The sequence below is a fragment of the Hymenobacter sp. BT188 genome, assembly GCF_014333585.1.
In the GTDB taxonomy this organism is placed as follows: domain Bacteria; phylum Bacteroidota; class Bacteroidia; order Cytophagales; family Hymenobacteraceae; genus Hymenobacter.
This window is the reverse complement of the sequence record NZ_JACSCW010000003.1, coordinates 796,873-818,589: the sequence shown is the minus strand read 5'-3', so window position 1 is coordinate 818,589 and position 21,717 is coordinate 796,873. Positions and strand designations below refer to the sequence as shown.

The 21,717-nt window shown below is 51.8% G+C and carries 19 protein-coding genes and 1 tRNA gene; 5 read left to right on the top strand and 15 right to left on the bottom strand.

Going from position 1 to position 21,717, the window contains the following annotated elements:
- Positions 1-75: 75 nt before the first annotated feature.
- The 9 genes from H8B13_RS11640 to H8B13_RS11600 all read right to left on the bottom strand — a co-directional run bounded on the left by H8B13_RS11640 (position 76) and on the right by H8B13_RS11600 (position 10,730).
- Entirely contained in the window at positions 76-1,281 is a 1,206-nt protein-coding gene (locus tag H8B13_RS11640) for a glycosyltransferase family 4 protein (RefSeq protein WP_187310944.1), read from the bottom strand.
- Positions 1,282-1,287: 6 nt separating this feature from the next.
- On the bottom strand, positions 1,288-2,652 hold the full coding sequence (locus H8B13_RS11635) for a glutamate-1-semialdehyde 2,1-aminomutase (protein WP_187310943.1): 1,365 nt from the start codon (positions 2,650-2,652) through the stop codon (positions 1,288-1,290).
- A 53-nt stretch (positions 2,653-2,705) separates the two neighbouring features.
- Positions 2,706-4,046 carry a DUF4910 domain-containing protein gene (locus H8B13_RS11630; RefSeq protein WP_187310942.1) on the bottom strand — a complete coding sequence of 447 codons (1,341 nt, stop codon included), beginning with the start codon at positions 4,044-4,046 and terminating at the stop codon, positions 2,706-2,708.
- Between the two features lie 122 nt (positions 4,047-4,168).
- On the bottom strand, positions 4,169-5,491 hold the full coding sequence (locus H8B13_RS11625; protein ID WP_187310941.1) for a class I SAM-dependent methyltransferase: 1,323 nt from the start codon (positions 5,489-5,491) through the stop codon (positions 4,169-4,171).
- A 117-nt stretch (positions 5,492-5,608) separates the two neighbouring features.
- A complete protein-coding gene (rfbC, locus tag H8B13_RS11620; RefSeq protein ID WP_187310940.1) occupies positions 5,609-6,151 on the bottom strand; it encodes a dTDP-4-dehydrorhamnose 3,5-epimerase in 543 nt (180 codons plus the stop codon).
- A gap of 64 nt (positions 6,152-6,215) precedes the next feature.
- Positions 6,216-7,304: an NAD-dependent epimerase/dehydratase family protein gene (locus H8B13_RS11615; RefSeq protein WP_187310939.1), complete on the bottom strand. Its 1,089-nt coding sequence runs from the start codon at positions 7,302-7,304 to the stop codon at positions 6,216-6,218.
- 56 nt (positions 7,305-7,360) lie between these two features.
- Entirely contained in the window at positions 7,361-8,203 is an 843-nt protein-coding gene (gene rfbF / locus H8B13_RS11610; RefSeq protein ID WP_187310938.1) for a glucose-1-phosphate cytidylyltransferase, read from the bottom strand.
- Positions 8,204-8,379: 176 nt separating this feature from the next.
- On the bottom strand, positions 8,380-9,129 hold the full coding sequence (locus H8B13_RS11605) for a WecB/TagA/CpsF family glycosyltransferase (RefSeq protein ID WP_261990318.1): 750 nt from the start codon (positions 9,127-9,129) through the stop codon (positions 8,380-8,382).
- Between the two features lie 206 nt (positions 9,130-9,335).
- Positions 9,336-10,730 carry an exopolysaccharide biosynthesis polyprenyl glycosylphosphotransferase gene (locus H8B13_RS11600; RefSeq protein ID WP_187310936.1) on the bottom strand — a complete coding sequence of 465 codons (1,395 nt, stop codon included), beginning with the start codon at positions 10,728-10,730 and terminating at the stop codon, positions 9,336-9,338.
- Positions 10,731-11,455: 725 nt separating this feature from the next.
- Between H8B13_RS11600 and rpiA the strand changes: the two genes are divergently transcribed.
- Positions 11,456-12,205, top strand: coding sequence for a ribose-5-phosphate isomerase RpiA (gene rpiA, locus H8B13_RS11595; RefSeq protein ID WP_187310935.1), 750 nt, complete (start codon positions 11,456-11,458; stop codon positions 12,203-12,205).
- A 15-nt stretch (positions 12,206-12,220) separates the two neighbouring features.
- Here the strand turns inward: rpiA and pgl are convergent, their stop codons facing one another.
- The 5 genes from pgl to H8B13_RS11570 form a co-directional block, all read right to left on the bottom strand.
- A complete protein-coding gene (gene pgl / locus H8B13_RS11590) occupies positions 12,221-12,967 on the bottom strand; it encodes a 6-phosphogluconolactonase (protein WP_187310934.1) in 747 nt (248 codons plus the stop codon).
- Positions 12,960-14,474, bottom strand: a complete 1,515-nt coding sequence (gene zwf / locus H8B13_RS11585) for a glucose-6-phosphate dehydrogenase (RefSeq protein WP_187310933.1) — start codon at positions 14,472-14,474, stop codon at positions 12,960-12,962. The genes pgl and zwf overlap by 8 nt, the downstream gene beginning before the upstream one ends.
- A gap of 39 nt (positions 14,475-14,513) precedes the next feature.
- Positions 14,514-16,022, bottom strand: coding sequence for an NADP-dependent phosphogluconate dehydrogenase (gene gndA, locus H8B13_RS11580; protein WP_187310932.1), 1,509 nt, complete (start codon positions 16,020-16,022; stop codon positions 14,514-14,516).
- Positions 16,023-16,403: 381 nt separating this feature from the next.
- Positions 16,404-16,799, bottom strand: coding sequence for a two-component system response regulator (locus H8B13_RS11575; protein WP_187310931.1), 396 nt, complete (start codon positions 16,797-16,799; stop codon positions 16,404-16,406).
- Positions 16,800-16,806: 7 nt separating this feature from the next.
- Positions 16,807-18,246 carry a PAS domain S-box protein gene (locus H8B13_RS11570; RefSeq protein WP_187310930.1) on the bottom strand — a complete coding sequence of 480 codons (1,440 nt, stop codon included), beginning with the start codon at positions 18,244-18,246 and terminating at the stop codon, positions 16,807-16,809.
- Between the two features lie 375 nt (positions 18,247-18,621).
- On the opposite strand from H8B13_RS11570, the gene H8B13_RS11565 reads away from it, so the two are divergent.
- Entirely contained in the window at positions 18,622-19,032 is a 411-nt protein-coding gene (locus H8B13_RS11565) for a hypothetical protein (RefSeq protein WP_187310929.1), read from the top strand.
- Positions 19,033-19,194: 162 nt separating this feature from the next.
- Complete coding sequence (locus tag H8B13_RS11560) at positions 19,195-19,458, top strand: hypothetical protein (protein WP_187310928.1); 264 nt, start codon at positions 19,195-19,197, stop codon at positions 19,456-19,458.
- A 199-nt stretch (positions 19,459-19,657) separates the two neighbouring features.
- On the opposite strand, the gene H8B13_RS11555 is transcribed toward H8B13_RS11560, so the two are convergent.
- Positions 19,658-19,731, bottom strand: a tRNA-Ile gene (locus H8B13_RS11555).
- An 83-nt stretch (positions 19,732-19,814) separates the two neighbouring features.
- Here H8B13_RS11555 and H8B13_RS11550 point away from each other — a divergent pair.
- Both H8B13_RS11550 and H8B13_RS11545 read left to right on the top strand, forming a co-directional pair.
- Positions 19,815-20,483: an HAD family hydrolase gene (locus H8B13_RS11550; protein WP_187310927.1), complete on the top strand. Its 669-nt coding sequence runs from the start codon at positions 19,815-19,817 to the stop codon at positions 20,481-20,483.
- Positions 20,461-21,708 carry a site-2 protease family protein gene (locus H8B13_RS11545; RefSeq protein WP_315985132.1) on the top strand — a complete coding sequence of 416 codons (1,248 nt, stop codon included), beginning with the start codon at positions 20,461-20,463 and terminating at the stop codon, positions 21,706-21,708. The genes H8B13_RS11550 and H8B13_RS11545 overlap by 23 nt, the downstream gene beginning before the upstream one ends.
- Positions 21,709-21,717: the final 9 nt, after the last annotated feature.

Below are 21,717 nucleotides of genomic sequence, written 5' to 3'. Positions count from 1 at the left end.
ACACAAAAAAGCCCCCCAGATGCTTTATGGGGGGCTTTTTTGTGTGTAAAACTTAATCCTAGATATTCCGGGCAGCTACGAATACAAAGCTTTCTCAGCCTTATTTGTGGCAGCACGTTCCGTTAGCACAGATTGATAAATAGAAACCAACTGCTGGTAATTACGCTCGGGAGAGTAGCGGGTGTCATAAGACTTCCGAGCATTTTGCCCAAGCTTTGCAGCTAGTTCAGAGTTGCGGCACAACCGATGGGCTTGCTCAAGTAAGTCCTCTGAATTGCCCGGTTCAAAATGCAGCCCATTAACTTCATGCTGAATCAGTTCGCCTAGCCCGCCCAGCCGCGAAGCTATGACGGGAGTACCAGCTGCAAATGCTTCCAGCACAACCAGTGGCATTCCCTCATACCAAGTGGAGGCTACAACTAGGGCACGAGCTTCTTGGAGGGCCGCCGCTACCGTTGCACGTGTGCTGAAACCAGTATAGGTGATAAAAGAGCACCGGGCTGCCCGTTCTTCTACCTCAGATCGTAGAGGACCATCGCCAATTATATGCAAAGGGAATTTACCCTTTTCTGCAGCATTCAGTAAAACAGCAATTCCTTTTTCTGGTGTCAATCTACCAATAAACAGCAGCTGCTCTGAGCGTTGAGCCGGGCCAATTCCGCAATCGGGCACCGAATTTACCTTCACAACCACTTGCTCAGGGCGCAGTTTGAGAGAAGAATTAACAATAATATTCCGGGCAAAATCGGTAAGTACTATGTACCTGTCAACTTTCTCGCGCCAAGTACCAAGCAGCTTATGTACACCAGTCATGACCGCTACCGAAGCAGTTTGCATGCGCGAGTTTCGATAAACACCCCGTTTGATAGCGTCCCAGGGTAGTATTTGATTTACACTTTTCTCATAAATCTGCCCATCGGTGTACAATATGGCGCTGGGACAAACCAGACGATAATTGTGCAGTGTCATCACGACGGGTACGCCGGCGGCAGCGGCAGCGTAAAGCAAAGAAGGTGACCCGACCGGAAAGAAATTATGGAGATGAATGATGTCGGGCTTGTAAGCCTCTATTTTTTTCTTTAATAAACGGGCACTGACCGGATTATATAAGCTTCGTACACCGGTAAGCAGTTTATCCCACGCAGATTGAATGTAGTCGTTATCAAACTCTAAGGTATCGACAGGATGGCCGTGAGCCCTAAGTAGCTCTAGCTCTGCCCTAAAGACTACATCCTCACCGCCAGCCTGCTGATAGCGATTATGAAGCAAAAGAATTCGCATACCTAATTAATTGCGTGCACGATACACCGATTGCACTGGGCGACCTACCAAATACTTATCAATCCCTTCATCCAGAGCGCGGCGGTAAACCCCCAAGGCCTCATGCACGCGCTCGATAGTGGTGTCTACTACGGCTGGGGTATGAGAATAGCTGATTACAAAGGAGGGCAGCAACAATCCGCGACGCAGCGTTTCTTGTAAAAACAGGGTACGAAAAGCCTGCGAAGGTTGTCCCTGTGCATCGCGAGAACCATAAAAAAGGCAGCAGCTTTGCCCGAAGATGGGGACATTCTCCTCTAAATTATGATCTCGCACGGCGGCCAATAAGCCCTGTCGCAACCGCTCGCCTTGTTCGTTGAGGTGCGCTATCACTGGCTCATGTCGGTATATCTGCATGACCGCCCGAGCAGCTGCCAACGAATGAGATTCGGCACCATACGTAGTTGAAAGCAGGAATACCCGGTCCCGTTCTTTCTGACGCAGGCCACCTAATTCCATCAACTCACGCCGACCAGTCAGAGCGGCAATGGAAAACCCATTGCCGAGTGCTTTGCCAAAAGCGCTTAGATCGGGGCGCACACCATGCACTCCTTGCCCGCCGCTTACATGGGAGCGAAAGCCCGATACTATTTCGTCGAATATTAGAATTACTCCGTTTCGGGTGCAGAGGTCACGAACGGCTTCTAAGTAGCCCGGAAGCGGTGGAACGTCGCGCTCTACTTCCATGATAGCAGCCGCAATCTTATTAGGATGAGCCGCAAATAAGGCAGCTAAAGACGCGATATCATTGTAGCGGAAGTGCAGTGACTGCTCGCGTACGGCTTGGGGAATCCCGGCGCTAATGGCTGTAGTGCCAATAAACCAGTCATCAACCGAGAAGAACGGGTGATCAGCACACACGGCTATCAGGTCGCGGCCCGTGTAGGCACGAGCCAACTTGACGGCAGCACTGGTAGCGTCGGAGCCATTCTTAGTGAACTTGACCATGTCGCCGGCCTGTGTCAGGTCCAGAAACTCTTCGGCGGTTGCCAACTCTAAAGTGGCGGGCCGGCCAAAATTGATTCCTCGTGTCATCTCGGCCTGAGCCGCCAGCACAACAGGAACGAATGCATGCCCCAGTGTGACGGAGCGCAGCCCCATGCCGTATTCGATGAACTCGTTGCCGTCTACATCCCACACCCTACAGCCATCGCCCCGCTCGATGTACGGCGCCATGTGTTCCGGGAATTGATCATCTCCCTTGGCATACGTGTGACTACCACCAGGAATTACAGCGTGAAAGCGCTCCTGTAGTGCTTTAGAGGCGGCGAAGCTCGGCTCGGCGTGACTATGGCCTATAGTCGTTGTGGCAGGATTAGCAGATGAGTTCATAGCAAATGACACGTAGCAACAAGCATTTTTTTTGGTAGACTTGCCTGATTGCTCTATTCAATGCGGGCGAGCAGGCCACAGTCCAGTAAAGCGGTGGCGGCTCGCTCTATCAGGCCGTAGGGTAAGCCAGATTGCTCCGCTACAGCAAGCAGAGAGTGTTCTTCGTCGGACAGGTTGAGCACCCAAAGTAATGCCATCTGCCAATCAGCGCCTTCCGTGCCCCCGCCAACACCTTTGTAAAGCCCACGACGGCCCAGTTGGGGCTCACCATAAGGGCTTAGGTTACGGTATCGTTTATTGGTTTCGAGCACGTTGCACACCTGGCTGAATAAATCTATTGCTTGGCTCAGGTGCTCGGGGCGCACGAAATCGAGATTATCGGCGGAGGTGTGATACTCGGCAAACTCCCCAAAAGGTGTGCGTGAAAGACAACCGACAGGCAAGTTAAAACCCGGTGAGCAATACTGCCGCTCATCGTAGCCATAGGGCGAAAAGGGACGTATTTCGTGCGGTAAACGCGAATCGCGCATCACTACAGCCACAGCCCGGTCAACATCGGCAGCACTGCGGCGCGATTTTTTGTAAGTAAAATTGCCAGGACCCCCCAACAGCGTAGCAACCAATCCATGCTGGATGTGTTGGACGGTTTCAATATTCCGGCTTAGCCACGTAATGGAGCCAATAGTACCAGGAATAAACACAAACCGATACGAGTACTGACGGGGCTGCGGCGCTAAGTGCCGAGCCAAAAACGTAGCCACCGCAATACCCGAGAGATTATCATTAGCCAGCGACGGATGACAGCAATGGCTGGAAATTAGCACTTCCTCCTCGCTGCTACCGGGCAGAAATAACTCCCCATAAGTTAAGGCACCAGCAGGATCTAACGTGCTGTCTATGCAGACTTCATACCGACCTTCTGGAAGCGCTAAGCGGTCTTGGTGAGCAAGGCAGAAACCCCAATTGGGTTGATAATACGAGGTACGATACGGAATTAGGTCGGGCTGGTCAGGCAGCGAGAATAAGTGCTCATCCAACTCAGCGCGCGTAAACCAACCCTGCACGGGCGTGCTGTAATTGAGCACATGCAGGTTATGCTGCTGAAAATCAATAACCCGCTCGCCTCGCTCATTTTTTACCCAAGCATCCCGAATGTTCCATTCGGCTGGCACTGTCCAGTCAAGAGCGGGCGTACCGCTGGGCACTTCATGAATTACCAGTTCGGGCAGATACTCGCGCAGGATAGTTAGCGTTTCGCGCACGCCGTTGCCGGTAATGCTACGGCAGATGGGAAACAACCGCTCCATCAATCCAAACGGCGTTTTTGGCTGCTCAGTGCTTCCTACAGCAGTTGAGGGGGCCTGGGGGGCTTTTTTGGATAGTGAAGAAGTCATGTGCAGAAACAGCAAACGTAAATAGAACGCTACCCTAAGTCGGAAAGCTCATTGTAGAGAAGCTGGGGGCTTTTTCATATCATCCTACTAACATCCCAGCTTCTCTATCATGATAACCAAGCCTAGTCGTAAACCTTAACTTCCGGAATGGGCACCACAAATTTGCCCCCCCAGCTGCGAACTTCCGCCATTTGCTCCATGATTTCCTCCCGCAGATTCCAGGGCAGAATCAATACATAGTCAGGCTTGGTTTGCTTGATGTGATTGGGGTGGAGAATAGGAATACGCGTGCCAGGCAGGAAATTACCCTGCTTGTGGGGACTCAAATCGACGGTATATTCCATGAAATCGGTGCGGATACCGCAGTAGTTGAGCAGCGTATTGCCCTTGCCGGGCGCGCCGTAGCCAACTACTTTCTTGCCCTCACGAGCCGCCTCGATCAGGAAATCCAGTAGCTTGCGCTTGGTTTCCTTCGTCTTTTCCTCAAAGGCCGCATACAAAGCCAAATCAAGGATGCCTGCTTCTACTTCGCGCGCCCGAAGCTCAGCAACCCGCGCAGTTACCGGCTGGGCCTCGTGAGCAGTATGGCGGGCGAAGATGCGCAGCGACCCCCCATGAGTAGGCACCTCCTCTACGTCAAATAACGTGAGACCATGATGCGCGAAAATGCGCTCTACCGTGTTAAAGGATAAGTAAGAGAAATGCTCGTGATAAATCGTATCAAACTGATTTCCCTCGATCAGGCGCAGCAAGTGCGGAAACTCCATCGTGATGACGCCTTCGGGCTTGAGCAGCACCTGCATTCCTCCCACGAAGTCGTTGATGTCAGGTACGTGAGCTAACACGTTGTTGCCCAGCAGCAAATCAGCCTGGCCCACCGTTGTTGCTACGTGTTGAGCTGTGTCGCGACCGAAAAAGCGCACCATCGTGTTGATGCCCTTTGCCTGCGCATATTCTGCTACGTTGGCGGCTGGCTCAACTCCCAATACTGGAATGCCTTTTTCCACGAAGTACTGAAGCAGGTACCCATCGTTGCTGGCAATTTCTACTACTAGGCTCTTTGAATCAAGGTTAAACCGCTCCGCAGCCATATCCGTGTAGCGCTGAGCATGACGCAGCCACGATACGGAATAGGAGGAGAAGTAAGCGTAATCGTTGAAAACCTCCGTGGGGCTAACAAACTCATCAAGCTGCACCAAAAAGCACTCGTTGCAGACGCGGGCATGCAACGGGTAGAAGGGCTCAGCCCTATTGAACTCAGATGGCCGCACGTGGTTCTGGCACAGGGGTGATGTGCCTAGATTGACGAATGTGTGAGTGAGAGGTGTACCACAAAACCGACACGGGCTAGAGGGCGGCGGAGCGAATTCAGTGTGTGCTTCTTCAACTGCGTTGGTAGAAGTAGACAAGGCAGTAGCAATGGATGATGGAGTAGATATTCCCATGAGGTGGGTAAAAAATCGTTTATGGCCTAAAAAAATAAATCAGCAACACAAATTCAATTATGGATTGCTGGCCGCTCTACAGCAATGGGTAATGCATACGGTCAAAACCGCTCCATTTTACATCCGGACGGCTAGTTGAACGTCCGGATGATTACGGTCTTTTTCAGATAGCAATACAGGTTCAAAAGGCCATTCAATTCCAATAGCCGGATCGTTCCAGCGCAAAGCCCGCTCAGCGCCGGGCGTGTATTTAGCCGATATCTGATACGAAACGTCCGTGTTGTCTTGCAGCGTGATGAAGCCGTGCGCAAAGTACTCAGGCACAAATAGCATGCGGAAGTTATCGGCAGTTAACTCCACTCCTACCCACTGCCCGTACGTAGGCGACTGCTCACGCATATCCACGATCACATCATAAATGCCTCCCCTTGTGCAGCGCACAAGCTTGCTTTCGCCGTGGGGGGCAATTTGATAGTGCATACCCCGCAAAGTGCCGCGCTTAGGGTTTGAAGATATACTTGCCTGCAGGGGCAACTGATGAATGCCATGCGCGGCAAACTCATCCTCACACCACGCGCGAGCAAAAAAACCTCGCTCATCCGACAACCGCTCCATATCGATGATAAAAGCGCCGGCTAGCTCAGTTTCAGTAAAAATCATCGTCTAATTGAATAAAAGCCTCCCAGAACGACTCCTGTTTTGAAAGGCCTTAGTAATAGAAAGCTTAAGCGCCTACAGACTCGGTGGCGACAGCTGCTGTATCAGCCCACTCCAAATCGGCGGTCAACTGTCCGCTTTCGCGCAGGGCAGCAAGCACTTGTAGTCGCATTAGTTGTGAAGAGCGGAAGCTGGTATCGTGGAAACCCATGCTCATCAACCCATCCCGTAGCTCGGCTATTGTATCAGGCAAAGTACGCTGGGGCTGGTGCTGGGGGGCTAATTGTCGGAACAAGCTGAAGTCGACACGATACGAACGCTTATCAGGTGGCGCCGCCGCATTCAGGCTGACACTCGTGCCGGGAATGGCCGCCGCTACCGCCTCCGCTAACTCACGTACTTGGTAATTCCACTGATCAGAACCCGCGTTTACAGCCAGAAAATCGCCGCCGTTTGTGGCCTCTCGGCTGATGGCCCACTCAATAGCCCGCGCCATATCCTGTACATGGATAAGCGGACGCCACGGCGTGCCATCACTAAGGATATTAATCTCTCCCGCAGCTACTGCGCCAGCTACAAAGTCATTGACTACTAAGTCTAACCGCAGCCGGTCGCTCCACCCACAAGCAGTTGCGAAGCGCAGACAGGTAACGCAAAAATTCGTATCAGCCAAGGGAGCTAAATCATGCTCGCTTAACACTTTGGAGCGTGCATAAGCTGTGAGCGGATTCAGTGTAGAAGTCTCCGTTTTAGCGCCTTCGCCTCCAGCGCCATACATGCTACAGCTGCTGGCAAATACAAATGAACGCACACCTGCTTCTTTAGCCCGTTGCGCCACCCCAATACCCGCCTGATAATTTACAGCCAAAGTTACATCCTCGTAAGCTGAACCCATCGGATCGTTGGAAATAGCCGCTAAATGCACGATGGCATCAACACCTTGAAGTAATTCCGTGGGCAAGTTGCGCACGTCACCGAAATACTGGCGGTCCAGCCGCGACTCAGGCAAACGCCCTGCGCCGGTAAGACAATGGGCAAAGAAACCCATGTCAAACCCAATCAGCTCAGCCGCAGGAAACTCCCGACGCAGGTGGCGCACGACGCCGGGCCCTACGTAGCCCATATTACCAGTAATGAGAATGCGTTGCGCTTTCATATATCAAGTTAGAAATTGAGCATTAGTCAGTACTACTGTGCTTGGTGCTCAATAACTTATTTAATTAGTAAGGGAGGCTGAGCTGCATATAGCTCATGAGCCTGGTTATTAGAAGGCTGATCGTTCCACACTTTCCATTTCGCTTTACCAACGGCCCACATTTCCTCTAGCAAGTTACGGTCGCGCAAGGTATCCATGGGTTGCCAAAAGCCAGTATGCCGATAGGCCACCAGTTGATTATCAGCCGCCAGTTGCTCTAAGGGGCCTTTTTCCCACACCGTTGCATCGGTTTCGATGTAATCCAGTACTTGCGGCTCCAAGACGAAGAATCCTCCATTGATCCACGGAGACTCGCCACCCTCAGGCTTCTCAGTGAAGTTTGAGATCAGACTACTATCATCCGTAAGGTTGAAGACACCAAAACGGCCGGGTGGGCGCACAGCCGTGAGCGTAGCTAAAGCACCCTGCTTCTGATGATAGGCAATAGATTCGCGAACATTCACATCACTTACTCCATCACCATAAGTAAGGCAAAAAGTATTGCCATCCAGATAGTCGCGGACTCTTCGCAAACGCCCCCCAGTCATGGTTTCCTCCCCGGTATCAACCAAAGTCACGGTCCAAGGCTCAGCGCGGTTGCGGTGCACGGTCATCTCGTTGCGGTCCAAACGAAATGTCACGTCGGCATTATGCAGGAAATAGTCAGCGAAATATTGTTTGATCAGATGACCTTTATAGCCACAGCACACTACGAAATCAGTAATGCCATGGTGAGCATAGATCTTCATTATATGCCATAGGATTGGCTTACCGCCCACTTCAACCATCGGCTTTGGTCGGACGCCACTTTCCTCGCTGATACGAGTCCCATAACCACCTGCGAGTATAACTGCTTGCATGAGAAATAAAGTAAGAAGGAAGATAAAGTGAGAAATCAGCAAATATTACTCCATCACAGATCAACTGTGCCAATTTACTAATCTTCTTCCCATATAATTATATTATTGCACGTGCGATTTGCATTTTGATTTGTTGACCAAATCAAAGTACGTAAATTGGCGCATTTCAACTTTGGCTATGATACAGTCTTGATGGTAGCATTATTTCGAAACACAGTGCGCTGCGCCATCAGGTACAGAAAATGTGAATTGGTAATCAAGTAGCGCCGCCATAGCCGTTTTGGCTCCAACCACAGCCGATAAGCCCACTCCAGCCAGAGCTTGCGTGCCCACACGGGCAAGCGCTGCTCCATGCCCGCATATACCGGAAACGCCTGACCAACTCCCAGCATACAAGCACGAATCTGCCCTTGGTGCGCAGCCATCCAGCGCTCCTGGCGTGGGCAGCCCAAGGCCACGAAAACCAAGTCAGGATCTACAGCATTGATAGCGGCTACTTCAGCATTATCTTCATCAGGGGTCAGCGGACGAAAGGGCGGCGAATGAGTGCCAGCAATGCGCAGGGTAGGCAACTCGCGCCGGGCACGGGCTACCATGGCTGCCAACACCTCCTCGGTGGTACCATAAAAATAAACGGACTGATTGCGCTGGGCGGCCTCGGCAAGTAAAGCAGGCAGCAAATCCATTCCAGCTACACGTTCCTGCTGTTGCCCATGAAACCAACTCACGGCCGCAGCCACGGGGCTACCATCGGGTGATACGATGGCAGCGCCATCCAATATCTTACGGAACCCAGGATCGTTGTGAGCTTCCACTAACATATGCACGTTAGCGAAGCATACATAAGCGGATGTACGTGCAGCACCAAGCCGCAGTATTGTATCTATAAAGTCAGTCCGGTTGCCCGTCGTAATACGAGTGTCCAAGACCAGTTGGCGTGGTAGAGCGGGAAGTGGCAATGGGGTAATTTGTGATTAGTAAGTGACAACGGCCGGCGGGAACGAAGATCAAAGGTTAAAAGAAAAGGCCCCTAGCACGGTTGCCGACGATAGTCGTACGAACTGTGGCAGGGGCCTTTACGCAAAGTGATAGTAGTTGGATACATGGGCATAATTTGCCCCCCAGCGGTGGTTTAATAAGCGTTTTTCTCGCCGCGAACCATATTCCAAACAGTCTGGAAGATGATCTTCATGTCCAACCCGAATGACCAGTTCTGCACGTATTTCAGATCATACTCAACACGCTTCTCCATGGTACCAGCTTCGCGGGTTTCGCCGCGGTAGCCATTTACCTGAGCATAGCCTGTAATACCTGGAGTTACAGCATGACGCATCTGATAAGTACGGATGTGCTTGGAGTACTCTTCCAGTTGGGAGAGCATGTTAGGGCGAGGACCTACCACTGACATCTGTCCCATTAATACGTTGAAGAACTGAGGCAACTCATCAAGATTGTACTTGCGCAGATACTTGCCAACGCGAGTGATACGCATGTCGTTTTTTGTAGCCTGCAACTCTGTCTGGCCGTGGTTGGCCTGCATCGTGCGCAGCTTGTAGCAAGGGAAAAGCTGGTTACGCTTGCCAGGCCGCAGCTGCTTGAAGAAAATTGGGCCTGGAGAATCAAGTTTGATCAACAATCCCAGAATTCCCATCACTACAGGGAACACAGTTACGATAACTGTCAAGGAGAAGAAGATATCAAACAGGCGCTTCATTGCCTGATTGGTGCGCATTCCCAAGGGCTCATTCCGAATAGTGAGAATGGGCATGTGATCGTAGAAATACACATTCACATCCTGACGAACTGTGCCACTAAAGTCGGGAACAATACGGAAGGAAAGGAAGTGGTCGTCGGCGAAGCGCGATAAGTCTTCGATAAGATCGCGCTGATCGAGTGGCATCGCAAAGTAGATCTCATCTACCTGCGTTTTAGAGCAAAACTCCTTCAGGTCTGCAATGGAGCCTTTTACAAGTGATTTCAGATTGTCAGCAACCTTCTCATCGGTAAAGAAACCCATGAACTTGTTACTAGGGTCATGAGACTCAAGAAAGCGTTGTAATTCCTGACCACTGTTGCCAGTGCCTACAATGATGAAGTGGGTATGAGCCCGGGCAATATGAGTGCAGTATACGCGGTAGCCAAAAGCCAGCAGGAAACGACCAAGAGCTACACCTACTACCGATAAGCTGTACACTAATACTAGGTAGCGCACCGTCAACCACATCGTGTCAAAAAGCATTGCACCAGCTAGTACAAGGCTAGCATGAATCAGGAAGGTACGAATCAGGTACAGGAGCTTTTCGGGATAGGTAATCAGCCGATCTATCCGATAGATATTAGCATACTCCTTCGACAGAATCCACCACAGCAGCCCAAAAATAGCAAAGAAGAAAGGGTAATAGCTGGTGAATTCCCAGCTATCAAATAAGAAGAAGCCAGTAAGACGGAAAGCACCAAAGATGATGAGCACGTCCACCACGGGCAAGATGATGCGCGAAGCATCAGTGTAGTGTTTGTAGCGTTCCATGAGTTAGTACAAGTAGGCAGTAGGCAATGAGGAAGTGGTGTTTAATGGTCTTGTACGCATGCAAAGTAAAATCATTCTGTAGTTAAAACAATATTTTTTATAACTTTTAGTTGTAAAAAGATAATATTTTGTTAATACAACAATAATATTCCGGTACACAACTTTAGTAAATCCAGTAAAAAGCACATGTTTCTATACTATTTAGTGATTTTATGTCCTTTTACTCACAACTCCCTATAAGGTTTCATACTATTTCTGTCAAAATTGATACCACCAAGGTTAGTAAGCCTTAATCTTAGTGCTATAAGAGTTGATCGGTTGTGTACCTAAAAGGAATACATAGGCTATACAGGAGATATTTTCTCTTGCAAAGCCCTCATTTATAGTTATTAGTAACATATTAAATATACGATGTTAAGAATCAAGTAACTAAGGAAATGATGGGCTAAAAGAAATTTTAAGAATCTGGAAATAGTGTAGCAAAAGCTCAAAATATTTTCTCTTTTGCTGCTTTGGCCCCTATTATGTTCAGCTTGAGCCGAGACTACTAAAGGGAAAGTTTGGTTGGATCCCCTTTGTAGTCTTAGCTGAACGACTACCTATGCTTGTGCTCAAACACATTCGTCCTTCCTAGCTGCTATGTATTACTTCCGAATTCCTTCTCAGCGACCTCACTTCTCAGACAGTTGTGGATTATAACGTGCGCTTTTGAGCCACTAGTTGTTATGGCATCATCCGAAAACCAGGGACGAATAGATAAGGAAAAACAACGTGCGGCTGCGCAGGCCCTACGCTGGGTGCGCGATGGTATGCTGGTAGGATTAGGCAGTGGTAGCACGGCGGCTTATTTCATTCAATTGCTCGGTGATGCGCTTCGGGCCGGCCAGTTTCAGGTTCAGGCTACGGCTACCTCTCTGGCCAGTGAAGTCTTAGCTCGGAGCGTGGGCATTCCCTTGGTAGAGCCCCGGCGTGGCTTGCGTTTCGACCTGACTGTAGATGGAGCCGATGAGATTGGCCCACAGCTCGCCCTTATAAAAGGTGGAGGCGGTGCCTTGCTGCGCGAGAAGGTGCTGGCAACAGCATCGGATTATCTGTTGATTATTGCTGACTCCTCGAAGCTAGTGCCGCAGCTGGGCCACTTTCCGCTCCCCCTCGAAGTAGTGCCCTTTGCGCTGCCGTGGGTACTGGATGCCATAGCGCAACTCGGAGGTGATCCAACAGTGCGCCTAGACAAGAAAAAAGCCCCCCAGCCTGCTCTTTCCGACCAAGGCAACTTGCTGATTGATTGTCATTTCAAATCATTACCCGATCCGGCGGAGCTTGCGCTCCAACTTCAGGCCATTCCGGGTATCGTAGAGCACGGCTTATTCCTGGGTTTAGCACGCGCTGCAATAGTAGCTCAGGACGAAAAACTGGTTGTGCATCGGCTCGGCGCTGAGCCAGTAGATGCAGCAGGATTTGAAGAGCTTCCTTAAATACTTGAGCTGTTTTTACCTCCGCTTATCAGGAAGCTGTGCCGCTGCGGCAGCATCTAAAAACCAATGCAGCTCGCCTGAGGCAGGGGCAATAAGCTGGGCTGGAAACTCCTCTATGTTGCGTTCCGCAGTTAAAACTCGTTGCACAGCGGCAGCTTTATCGGCCCCATACACCAGAAAGGCAACAGCCTGAGCCTGATTGATTAGTGGCGCAGTCAGCGTTATCCGATAAGCTTGCTTCTCCTCCACAAAAACCTCCTTCGCCCTTGCTCCGGTTTCCTGCAAAACCGCAGTGTGTGGGAATAAGGACGCGGTGTGCGAATTATCTCCCAAGCCCAATAAAACCAGATCAAAGCGCACTTCCTTTTGGCCGAAATAGCGCTCAATGGTTTGGGTGTACTGCTGAGCTGCCTCAGCGGGGGCAAGTGCAGTATCAACAGCAAAAACCTGGGCGGACGCTATCTGCAAAGGATCAAAAAGGGCCTTCTCCGCGAGCAGGTAATTGCTTTCCGGATCGGTGTGAGGCACGTAGCGCTCATCGCCGAAGAAGAAATCTACCTTCTCCCAAGCTACTCGCTGCCGATACGACGGTGATGCTAAAAGCTCATAGAATTTCTTAGGAGAATTGCCCCCCGACAACGCCACAGAGAATCGCCCGTGCTCCGATATAGCCTGATTGGCCAACTCAATAAAGTAGTCAGCCAAACTAGTCAGCACCTCCTCGGGCGTGGGGTAAATATGGAGTTGGGAGGCTTTATTCATTGCCATTGAGCGGGAGTGTAAACCAATGGAATCCATCACGGGCAATGAGGGCTTCGGCTACTTCCGGGCCCCACGAGTCGGCTGAGTAGTTGGGGAAGCTCTGGCTGGCACGTCCTTGCCACGAGTTTAGGATAGGCATAAGCAAATCCCAGGCGGCTTCTACTTGGTCGCCGCGCATGAATAAGGTCTGGTCGCCTAGCATTGTATCCAGCAATAAGGTTTCGTAGGCTTCCGGCGCTTGGCTGGTGTAGGTGCCTTTGTAGTCGAACACCATATCCACGGTATTGAGCATCATGTCGAGGCCGGGGCGCTTGGCCTGAACCTGCAAGCGAATGCTCATTTCGGGCTGAATACTGATCACCAACCGATTCTGCTGCCAGCTTTCCGCGGTTTCGGGCGGAAAAACAAAGTGCGGAACGTCCCTGAACTGGATTGTGATGCTGGACGCTGAGCGGTGCATGCGCTTGCCCGTACGCACATAAAAGGGCACATCCTGCCACCGCCAGTTGTCCACGAAGAACTTTACCGCAGCGAAGGTTTCGGTGTTCGACTTGGGGTTGGCACCAGGCTCTTCCCGATAGCCGGGCACTTGCTCGCCCTTCATCCAGCCCGCCGCATACTGCCCGCGCACCGCCGACTCGCGAATGTCTTCGGGCGTAAACCGGCGCATGGCCCGCAGCACATCTACTTTGCGGTTGCGTACCTCGTCGGCCGTAAAGTTGACGGGGGGCTCCATGGCTACCAGGCAAAGCAGCTGCAGCAGATGGTTCTGAATCATATCGCGCATGGCGCCCGCGCCGTCGTAGTAACCGCTGCGCTCGCCTACACCCAGTTGCTCGGTCACGGAAATCTGAACGTGCTCGATGTAGTTGCGATTCCAAAGCGGTTCAAACAGCGCATTGGCAAAGCGGAAAGCCATGATGTTCTGCACGGTTTCCTTACCCAGATAATGGTCGATACGGTAAATCTGCCGCTCGTCAAAAATATCGGACAGCAGCCTGTTCAGCTCCCGCGACGACTCCAGATCGTGACCAAAGGGCTTTTCAATAACAATACGCGTGCATTTGGTATCGGAGGCGAGCTTGCTTTTGGCCAGGTTTGAGGCGATGATTGGAAAAAACTCGGGAGCCACGGCCAGGTAATAAATCACGTTAGGCTGCACGCTCCACTCCTTCTCATAGTCCGCAATGCGCTGGCCGAATTTCTTATAGGTAGTGGCATCCTTAACATCGGCCGCCTGGTAGACGATGTGCTGGGCAAACTCCTTCCACGTATCCTTATCGGCCTTGCCTGTGCGCGAAAACTGGTTGATGTCGTCCAACAGCTTCGTGCGAAACTCGTCATCCGATAAGGGCGTGCGGCCACTGCCGATAATGGCAAAGTGCTTGGGCAGCCAGCCATCCAGATACAGATGATAAAGCGCCGGCGTCAGCTTGCGGGCATTCAAATCTCCGGTGCCACCAAAGATGACGAAGATGGTAGGCTGAGTTTCTTTGCTGGAGCTCATGCGTAGGGTGTAGCGAATGGGTTGATAAATGGCCGCAGCCTACTTGTTTGGAATGACTGGCTCCTCGGCCTTCTTTTCCGGGTCCTCTTGAACCGATTGCTTGTTGGCCGCGTCCTCGTGCACCGGCGTCCACTGGGTATGGAACACGCCTTTATGCCCAATGAGCTCGTACGTGTGGGCGCCGAAATAATCGCGCTGGGCCTGAATCAGATTTGAGGGCAGACGGGCGCTGCGGAAAGACTCAAAGTAACTCAGCGAAGCAGCATAAGCTGGCAAAGAAATACCCCCTGCCACTGCCGCCGCTACTATTTGGCGGGTGCCAGGCACCGCTTGATTTACAACAGCAGCAACCTGCGCATCGAGCAGCAGATGCTCCAGCGCTGGGGTTTGCTGATACGCGTTGAATATGTCGTTTAAAAAACTCGAGCGAATGATGCAGCCGCCACGCCATATCCTAGCGATGTCAGCTAGCTGCAATCCGTAGTCATAGGCAGCAGATGCCTTGGCCAGCAGATGCATGCCTTGGGCATACGTAACCACCATGCTGAAGTAAAACGCCTGCTCCAGGTTGCTAAGAAAAGCCCCCCGATCGATAGCTGCCGATGTTGTTGGCGCCGGATTGTTGTATAACGTAGCCAGTTGCTCGCGCAGGCCTTTGTATTTGGATAAGTTGCGCATGGCAACGGCCGTATCGATGGTCGGAATGGGCACTTCCAGCTCCATAGCTACCTGCGAGGTCCACATGCCGGTGCCTTTGGAACGCGCTTCGTCCTTGATATCGTCGAGCAACAGATGATTTGTGTGAGGCGCGCGGAAGACGAAGATATCCTTAGTAATATCTAGGAGAAAGGACTGCAACCGGCCCGCATTCCACTGCGCGAATACCTGACCAATGGCGGCATTATCAAGACCAGCGCCGCGTTTCATTACTTCGTAGGTCTCGGCAATTAGCTGCATCAAGCCGTACTCGATGCCGTTGTGCACCATCTTCACGAAGTGACCAGCAGCACCGGGTCCGATGTACGTCACGCAGGGCTCATCATTCACGCGGGCCGCAATGGCTTCAAACATGGGCTGCATTACCTGGTAAGCCTGTTTGTCGCCGCCGGGCATCATGCTGGGGCCAAACCGAGCGCCCTCTTCCCCACCCGAGATTCCCATGCCGAAGAAGTGAAACCCAGCCTCTTTTAAAGTAGCAGCGCGGCGCGTCGTATCCGAAAAATGGGAGTTTCCACCATCAATGATAATGTCGCCGGGCGCCAGCAGGGGCCACAGTTCTTCGATAACGCTATCCACAATTTTGCCTGCAGGCACCAACAGCATAATGGAGCGGGGCGTCTGAATGCTGTCGATAAACTGCGTTAGATCGGTGAAGCCCTGCACTGGTTTGCCGGCGCCTTCCTCTGCCAGCAGCGTTATTTTACTGGGGTCTTTGTCGTAGCCCGCGACGCCAAAATTGTGGTCGGCAAGGTTCAGGAGCAGGTTACGGCCCATGGTACCCAGGCCAATCATTCCAAACGAATACTTAGTTGACGTTGCGCTCATCATCTGTGCTTTTGGTAGTTAGGCTTATCCTGCGGGCAGGTAAGTATAAGCTAAAGAAATATTACTCTTGGTAAGGGGCTATGGTGGTGCTTGAGTTGGAAATGCTATTCCTCAGAAAGCAAACGGCACACAGCGTCGAGCCGTTGTGACACAACCATCAATTACCCGATTATTCCTAAACCAACACCAGCGTACCCGTGATGGTAAGCGTCAAAAAAACGCAGACAGAAAAGAAAGCATCCACCCACTTAGCAGCTGGACAGATTAATAGCTGTAAAACCTTCTCCTACGCGGATCACTGCTACTAAGCCAAGTTAACTTTGCCCCCAGCCTCAACTGCATCACTTGTCAACGGCAAAAGCACTTCTGGTAGCACTCGAGGAGTCAGGATCGGTTTTCCAGCACCTGTGTGCGAATAGCTTGCAGTTTCGGACCGTCCAAGGGTTTGTTAATGACGCTGGCCACGAGACTGTACTCTTCCGCCTTAAGCTTATCCGAAGGGGCCACAGACGAGGTGAGGATATAAATGGAGCACCGCCCGGCTAATTGAGCTTCCAAGGGCTTTAAGGTGTCCAGAAAGTCCCAGCCGCTCATGATTGGCATATTCAGATCCAGAAAAATGACGTCCGGCACTTGGTCTGGCATTGCATCCTGAAGGTAGTGAATTGCTTCCTGAGGCAACTGAAAAGAGGTAATAGTATCGGTAAAGTTTTCTCGCTGCAATATTCTGGTGGTGAGAAATATGCTGATATAATCATCGTCAATCAGGACTGTATGCATAGCTTGTTTAAGGTAAGAATAGAAAGAATTGCGTACCCACTTCCACCCGGCTTTCAACCGCAATAGTGCCCCCCATCGACTCGACGTGGGCTTTCACCAGATACAAGCCCATGCCGCGGCCCGAAGGCGAAGTATGAAAGCGCTTGTAGAGCTTAAACACGTCGGCGCCCGCTTTCTCTTGATCGAAGCCCGAACCGTTGTCGGCAAAGGTGAGTTGGGCACCTCCTTCGGGATGTGGGCTGCCGGTAATAGTAACCACGAGCGCACGCTGCTGCGAGCGATACCGAATAGAATTAGAAAGCAGATTTAGAAAAATGCTGTAGATATAGGCTCGGTTGCCGTGCGTGTGCAAATCCTCCGGGAAGTCGCGAATAATTTGCCCCCCAGCCTGCTGCAGCGGCTCGTTCATCTCCTGCAGCACCAAGTTTAGCACATCGGCTAGGCGTGTGGGCGCGGGCACATCGGCCACGTCCTGCTTGTCGCGCACGGTAAGAATGGTGTTCATATCCTGCAGCACCACATCGAGCTGCACGAGGCTGGTTTGCAAATGACTCAGCAACGTAGCCTGATCCGGATCGGGGGCCGTCAGGAGTTGCGACAAGCCCATGGCATTGGCCAAAGGCCCCCGCAGGTTATGCGAAACGATATAGGTAAACTGCTGCAGATCCTGGTTTTGCCGGTGCAGATCCTGAGCTAGCTTTTCCTGGCTGGCTTGGGCTTCATGACGCAGCGTAACGTCCGAAAAATACACGGACAGCCCTTCTTCCGAAGGGAAAGCCTTGACTTCCAGCCAGAGTTGCAGGCTAGCATAATAGGCCTCAAAATGCACGGCCTGCCCCATAGCAAGAGCGTGATGATACTGATGGTAAAACTCGCCGCCCACCTCATCCGGAAATAAGGTCCAGAGATTTTTGCCCAGTACCTGCTGGCGGTCTATTTGCAGCAGGCGCTCCACTTCGCGGTTCACGAAAGTGAGGCACCAATCCCTATCAACCAGAAACAGAGCGTCCGTGATACTCTCAAAAATGGTATTGAGCGTTTTTGCCTGCTGCTCAATCATCTGGTGAGATGCAGTTAAGTCCGTGATATCGCGTGCTACCATATGTACGCCTCTCACTGATCCATCCACCCGCAGTGGCACCTTCGAGATATTCAACACCCTAGGCTCCGCGCCACGGAACTGCACTGCTACATTGAACTGTACACGCGTGCCCTGAAAAGCTTGGATCAGCTTCTCCCGAAACACAGGAATTAGTTCTGGCGGAAGAAAATCAGAAATACCCCTACCCAATACATCTGCTTTGGAGCAGTTCCAAAGCTGCAGAAAAGGCTCATTTACATCCAGAATAACTCCGTTGCGGTCCTGGAAAAGAATAAAGTCCAGATTGTTCTCAAATAGCGACCGAAACCTCTGCTCGCTATTTACAAACTGCGCACTCTCACTCATGGTGGTTTTTGGATGACGTGAGCCCTTCTATGCCAGAGCAAGGCCGTTTGAAGACACTATCAAGCCTTTCAAGTGCATTCGCAACAAGAATCTAGAGTACGCGCATAGCCCATAGAAGTTCTGGCATGGGGTACGGCTGGCAAGTTGTAAGCCACGAAGACAGCACCTATGCATCCTGTGGCGCCCAAAAATTGCGCTCTTACTTAATTGAAAACCCACTCTTGGGGTAAATTCCTGCTTTATTCGACGGTCCCAAACGAGTCGGTCCGCTTTGGTTGTATTGGCTTTAATTTCCAGTTAGATTTCCGGCCCTTAGCTTTACCCACCCATTATTGCCTTTGCACCCAATAGGCCCTGTTTTTTGCCAAGCTTCTCATGCCTCTAACTATTCACTCGCTTTATTACGAAAACGCAGTTGGTCGCCTCTTCGAGCACGCAGATGCGTACGCGGTGGTGCAGTACAAGCCAGGCAAGCGTCAATTCAGCGACTTCAAAACGTTTCTCATCCACATAGGAAATCTACTAACTCGTCGGGGTTGGACCCATGTACTGACTGATCAGCGGGTCATGTCGCCCTTTACCGATGAGGAGCGGGCGTTGATAAACCAGGAATGGATTCATAACGAGCAACGAAAAACCATTGCGGCAATTCTGCTGCCCGATGATGTATTTGCTCGCTTATCTTCCACACAGCTTCTGCACGATGCCCGGGAAGGCAGCCTATTTTATCATGTATTTCAGGACGAGATGGCCGCCGCCACCTGGTTGCGCCAGACGGGCAGATAGCGTACAAATTCAACACTATGGCAATTACGGCCACTTCGCGGTTGACTAATTAACCTTGCTAAGTCTGCCCTTTCCCTACCTTATGCCATGCGCAAATCCTTCTCGCTTGTATTACTATCCGCGGCTCTGGCAGGGCTAAACAGTTGCGAGCCGTCCCAACCCGTGTCTTCTACTCCATCTCAGCAACCTGCCGATACTAATGCAGCAGCTTCCACCGAAGCGCAAGCCCGCGCGGCCGTCGCCCGCTTCGTAAAGCAGCAGCCCAATGCGGCTCTCTACCGGCTGGATTCGGCCCAGGCAATTGAAGTAAACAACCAGTGGCAAATCTTGGTACCCCGCACTGATTGGGCCGGTCGCTTGCCTAACAAGGCCGCCTTCGACGTAGACAAACAAACCGGCGCTGTCAGCCCTCTAGCCGTGAAATAAAAGTGTTGCCTACCCAAACTCTATTTGGGTATGGATAAATAGACTAGGCAGATGCTGGGCTCTCCATTCTGTATGTAGCTCGAAAACTCTTCGAAATGCCTTTTAGCTTAGGCCTGATTTGAATAGATATAGCCTCAGTTATTCCTTAGTATTTACTTAAAACAAAAACCCTACTCACAAGCTGTGAGTAGGGTTTTTGTGGGCCCACTTGGAATCGAACCAAGGACCTACTGATTATGAGTCAGTTGCTCTAACCGATTGAGCTATGGGCCCGGCGCGTTCGCAACCGTATAGGTTGGTTTCGGCGGTGCAAACTACGACTTTTGCCCGTCAATTTGCAACGCTATTCTTCAAAAATGCCCCCCAGCCCTACTCCGCGCCGCCTGCCAAACTTGCTTTTCGACTTTGGAGGCGTACTTATTAATATCGATTACCAGCGCCCGATTGAGGCCATGCGCCGCCTGACCAGCGCGGGCAGCACCATTGAGTACAACCAAAAAAACCAGTCGGAGCTGTTCGATTTGCTGGAAACGGGGCGCATCACGCCGGCCGAGTTTCGGGAAGGTTTGCGCACTGGCTACCAGCTTACGGCCACCGATGAGGAGCTGGACGCAGCCTGGAATTCTATTCTGCTGGATGTGCCCGCCGACCGGCTGGCACTGCTGACCGAGCTGCACGCGCAAGGCCACCAGATGGCGCTGCTCAGCAACACCAACGTGATTCATATTGAGGAAGTAAATCGGCGCCTCAAGGTTGCGTATGGCTTTGAGCACGGCATTGCCGATGTGCTGGACCGTGTGTTTTATTCCCAGGATATAGGGTTACGTAAGCCCGGCCCAGAGATTTTTGAGCATGTGCTGCGCGAAATGAACTGGCAGGCCGAAGAAACTCTTTTCATTGAAGACAGTTTTCAACATATCGAAACGGCGCAGCGCCTGGGTTTGCACACGCTCTTCCTGGCCCCGCCGCTCACGCTCACTGAAGCCTTGCCCGCCGCTATCCGTGCCTTCTCTCCCTCTACCTGACGCCCCGGCGCCACAGCCCGATAATAACGTACATCGGCCGCGCTACCGTGGCTACTTTCGTCGTCACCGTGGCGAGTTCAACGCCTACCGGCCGCCCACGCCGCGCTGGCGTGTGTATACCCTGCATTTGCTGCTGTTCGTCATCACGCTCATAACGACCACGCTGGCCGGGGCGGAGTGGATGACGGGCCGTACCTTTTTTGACCCGCGGGTTGGTTCGCTTAGCGTGTGGCTTTCGCAGACTGAGATACGGAATGGATTATGGTTTTCGCTGCCGTTTTTGGGTGTGCTCACGGTGCATGAGTTTGGGCATTATTTCACGGCGCGATACTATAAAGTACGGGCGACGCTACCTTATTACATTCCGTTTTTTACGGGCTTCTTTAATACAATCGGTACATTTGGGGCGGTCATTCGCATTAAAGACCGGATTTTCTCCCGAAAAGAGTTTTTTGATATCGGGCTGGCGGGACCGCTGGCGGGTTTTTTGGTGGCCATACCCGTGCTGATGTACGGCTTCACCCATTTGCCTCCGCTGGAGTATTTGTTTCAGGTGCATCCCGAATACCGCGTGTACGGCGCTGATTATGCGCAGTATGTGTACAAAGGTGCTGACGGCGGCGGATTGGTGCTGGGTAAGTCGCTGATTTATCAGTTTCTGGAATCATGGCTGGCTGATCCGGCGCTGCTGCCCCACCCCAATGAGTTGATGCATTACCCGGTACTGCTGGCGGGCTCGCTGGCTTTGTTCTTTACGGCCCTCAACCTGTTACCGATTGGGCAGCTCGATGGGGGGCATATTTTGTACGGTTTGCTGGGTTTTCAGCGCGCTAACCAAGTATCGGCAATACTCTTTATCGGATTTATCTTTTATGCCGGTCTGGGGCTGTTTACAGTTGATAGCTCAAATGACTCGTTGCTCTATGGCGGACCGATTTATCTGCTTTATCTGTTCACGGTATTCCGGCGGGCCGTGCCTACGCCGCGTCGGGCGCTGATGCTGGTGCTGGGCGTAGTGGCTGCACAATTGGCGCTGAGTCTGGCGGTGCTAGGCATCGAGGGTAATCCGGGCTGGCTGGTATTTGGACTGCTACTGGGCCGCGTGATGGGCATTTATCACCCACCCGCCCCCGACGAAAGCCCGCTGAGCGCGGGCCGTAAGGTGCTGGGCTGGGTAATGCTGGCTATTTTTGTGCTCTGCTTTACCCCTTCGCCCTTCGGTTAAAACGGCAGG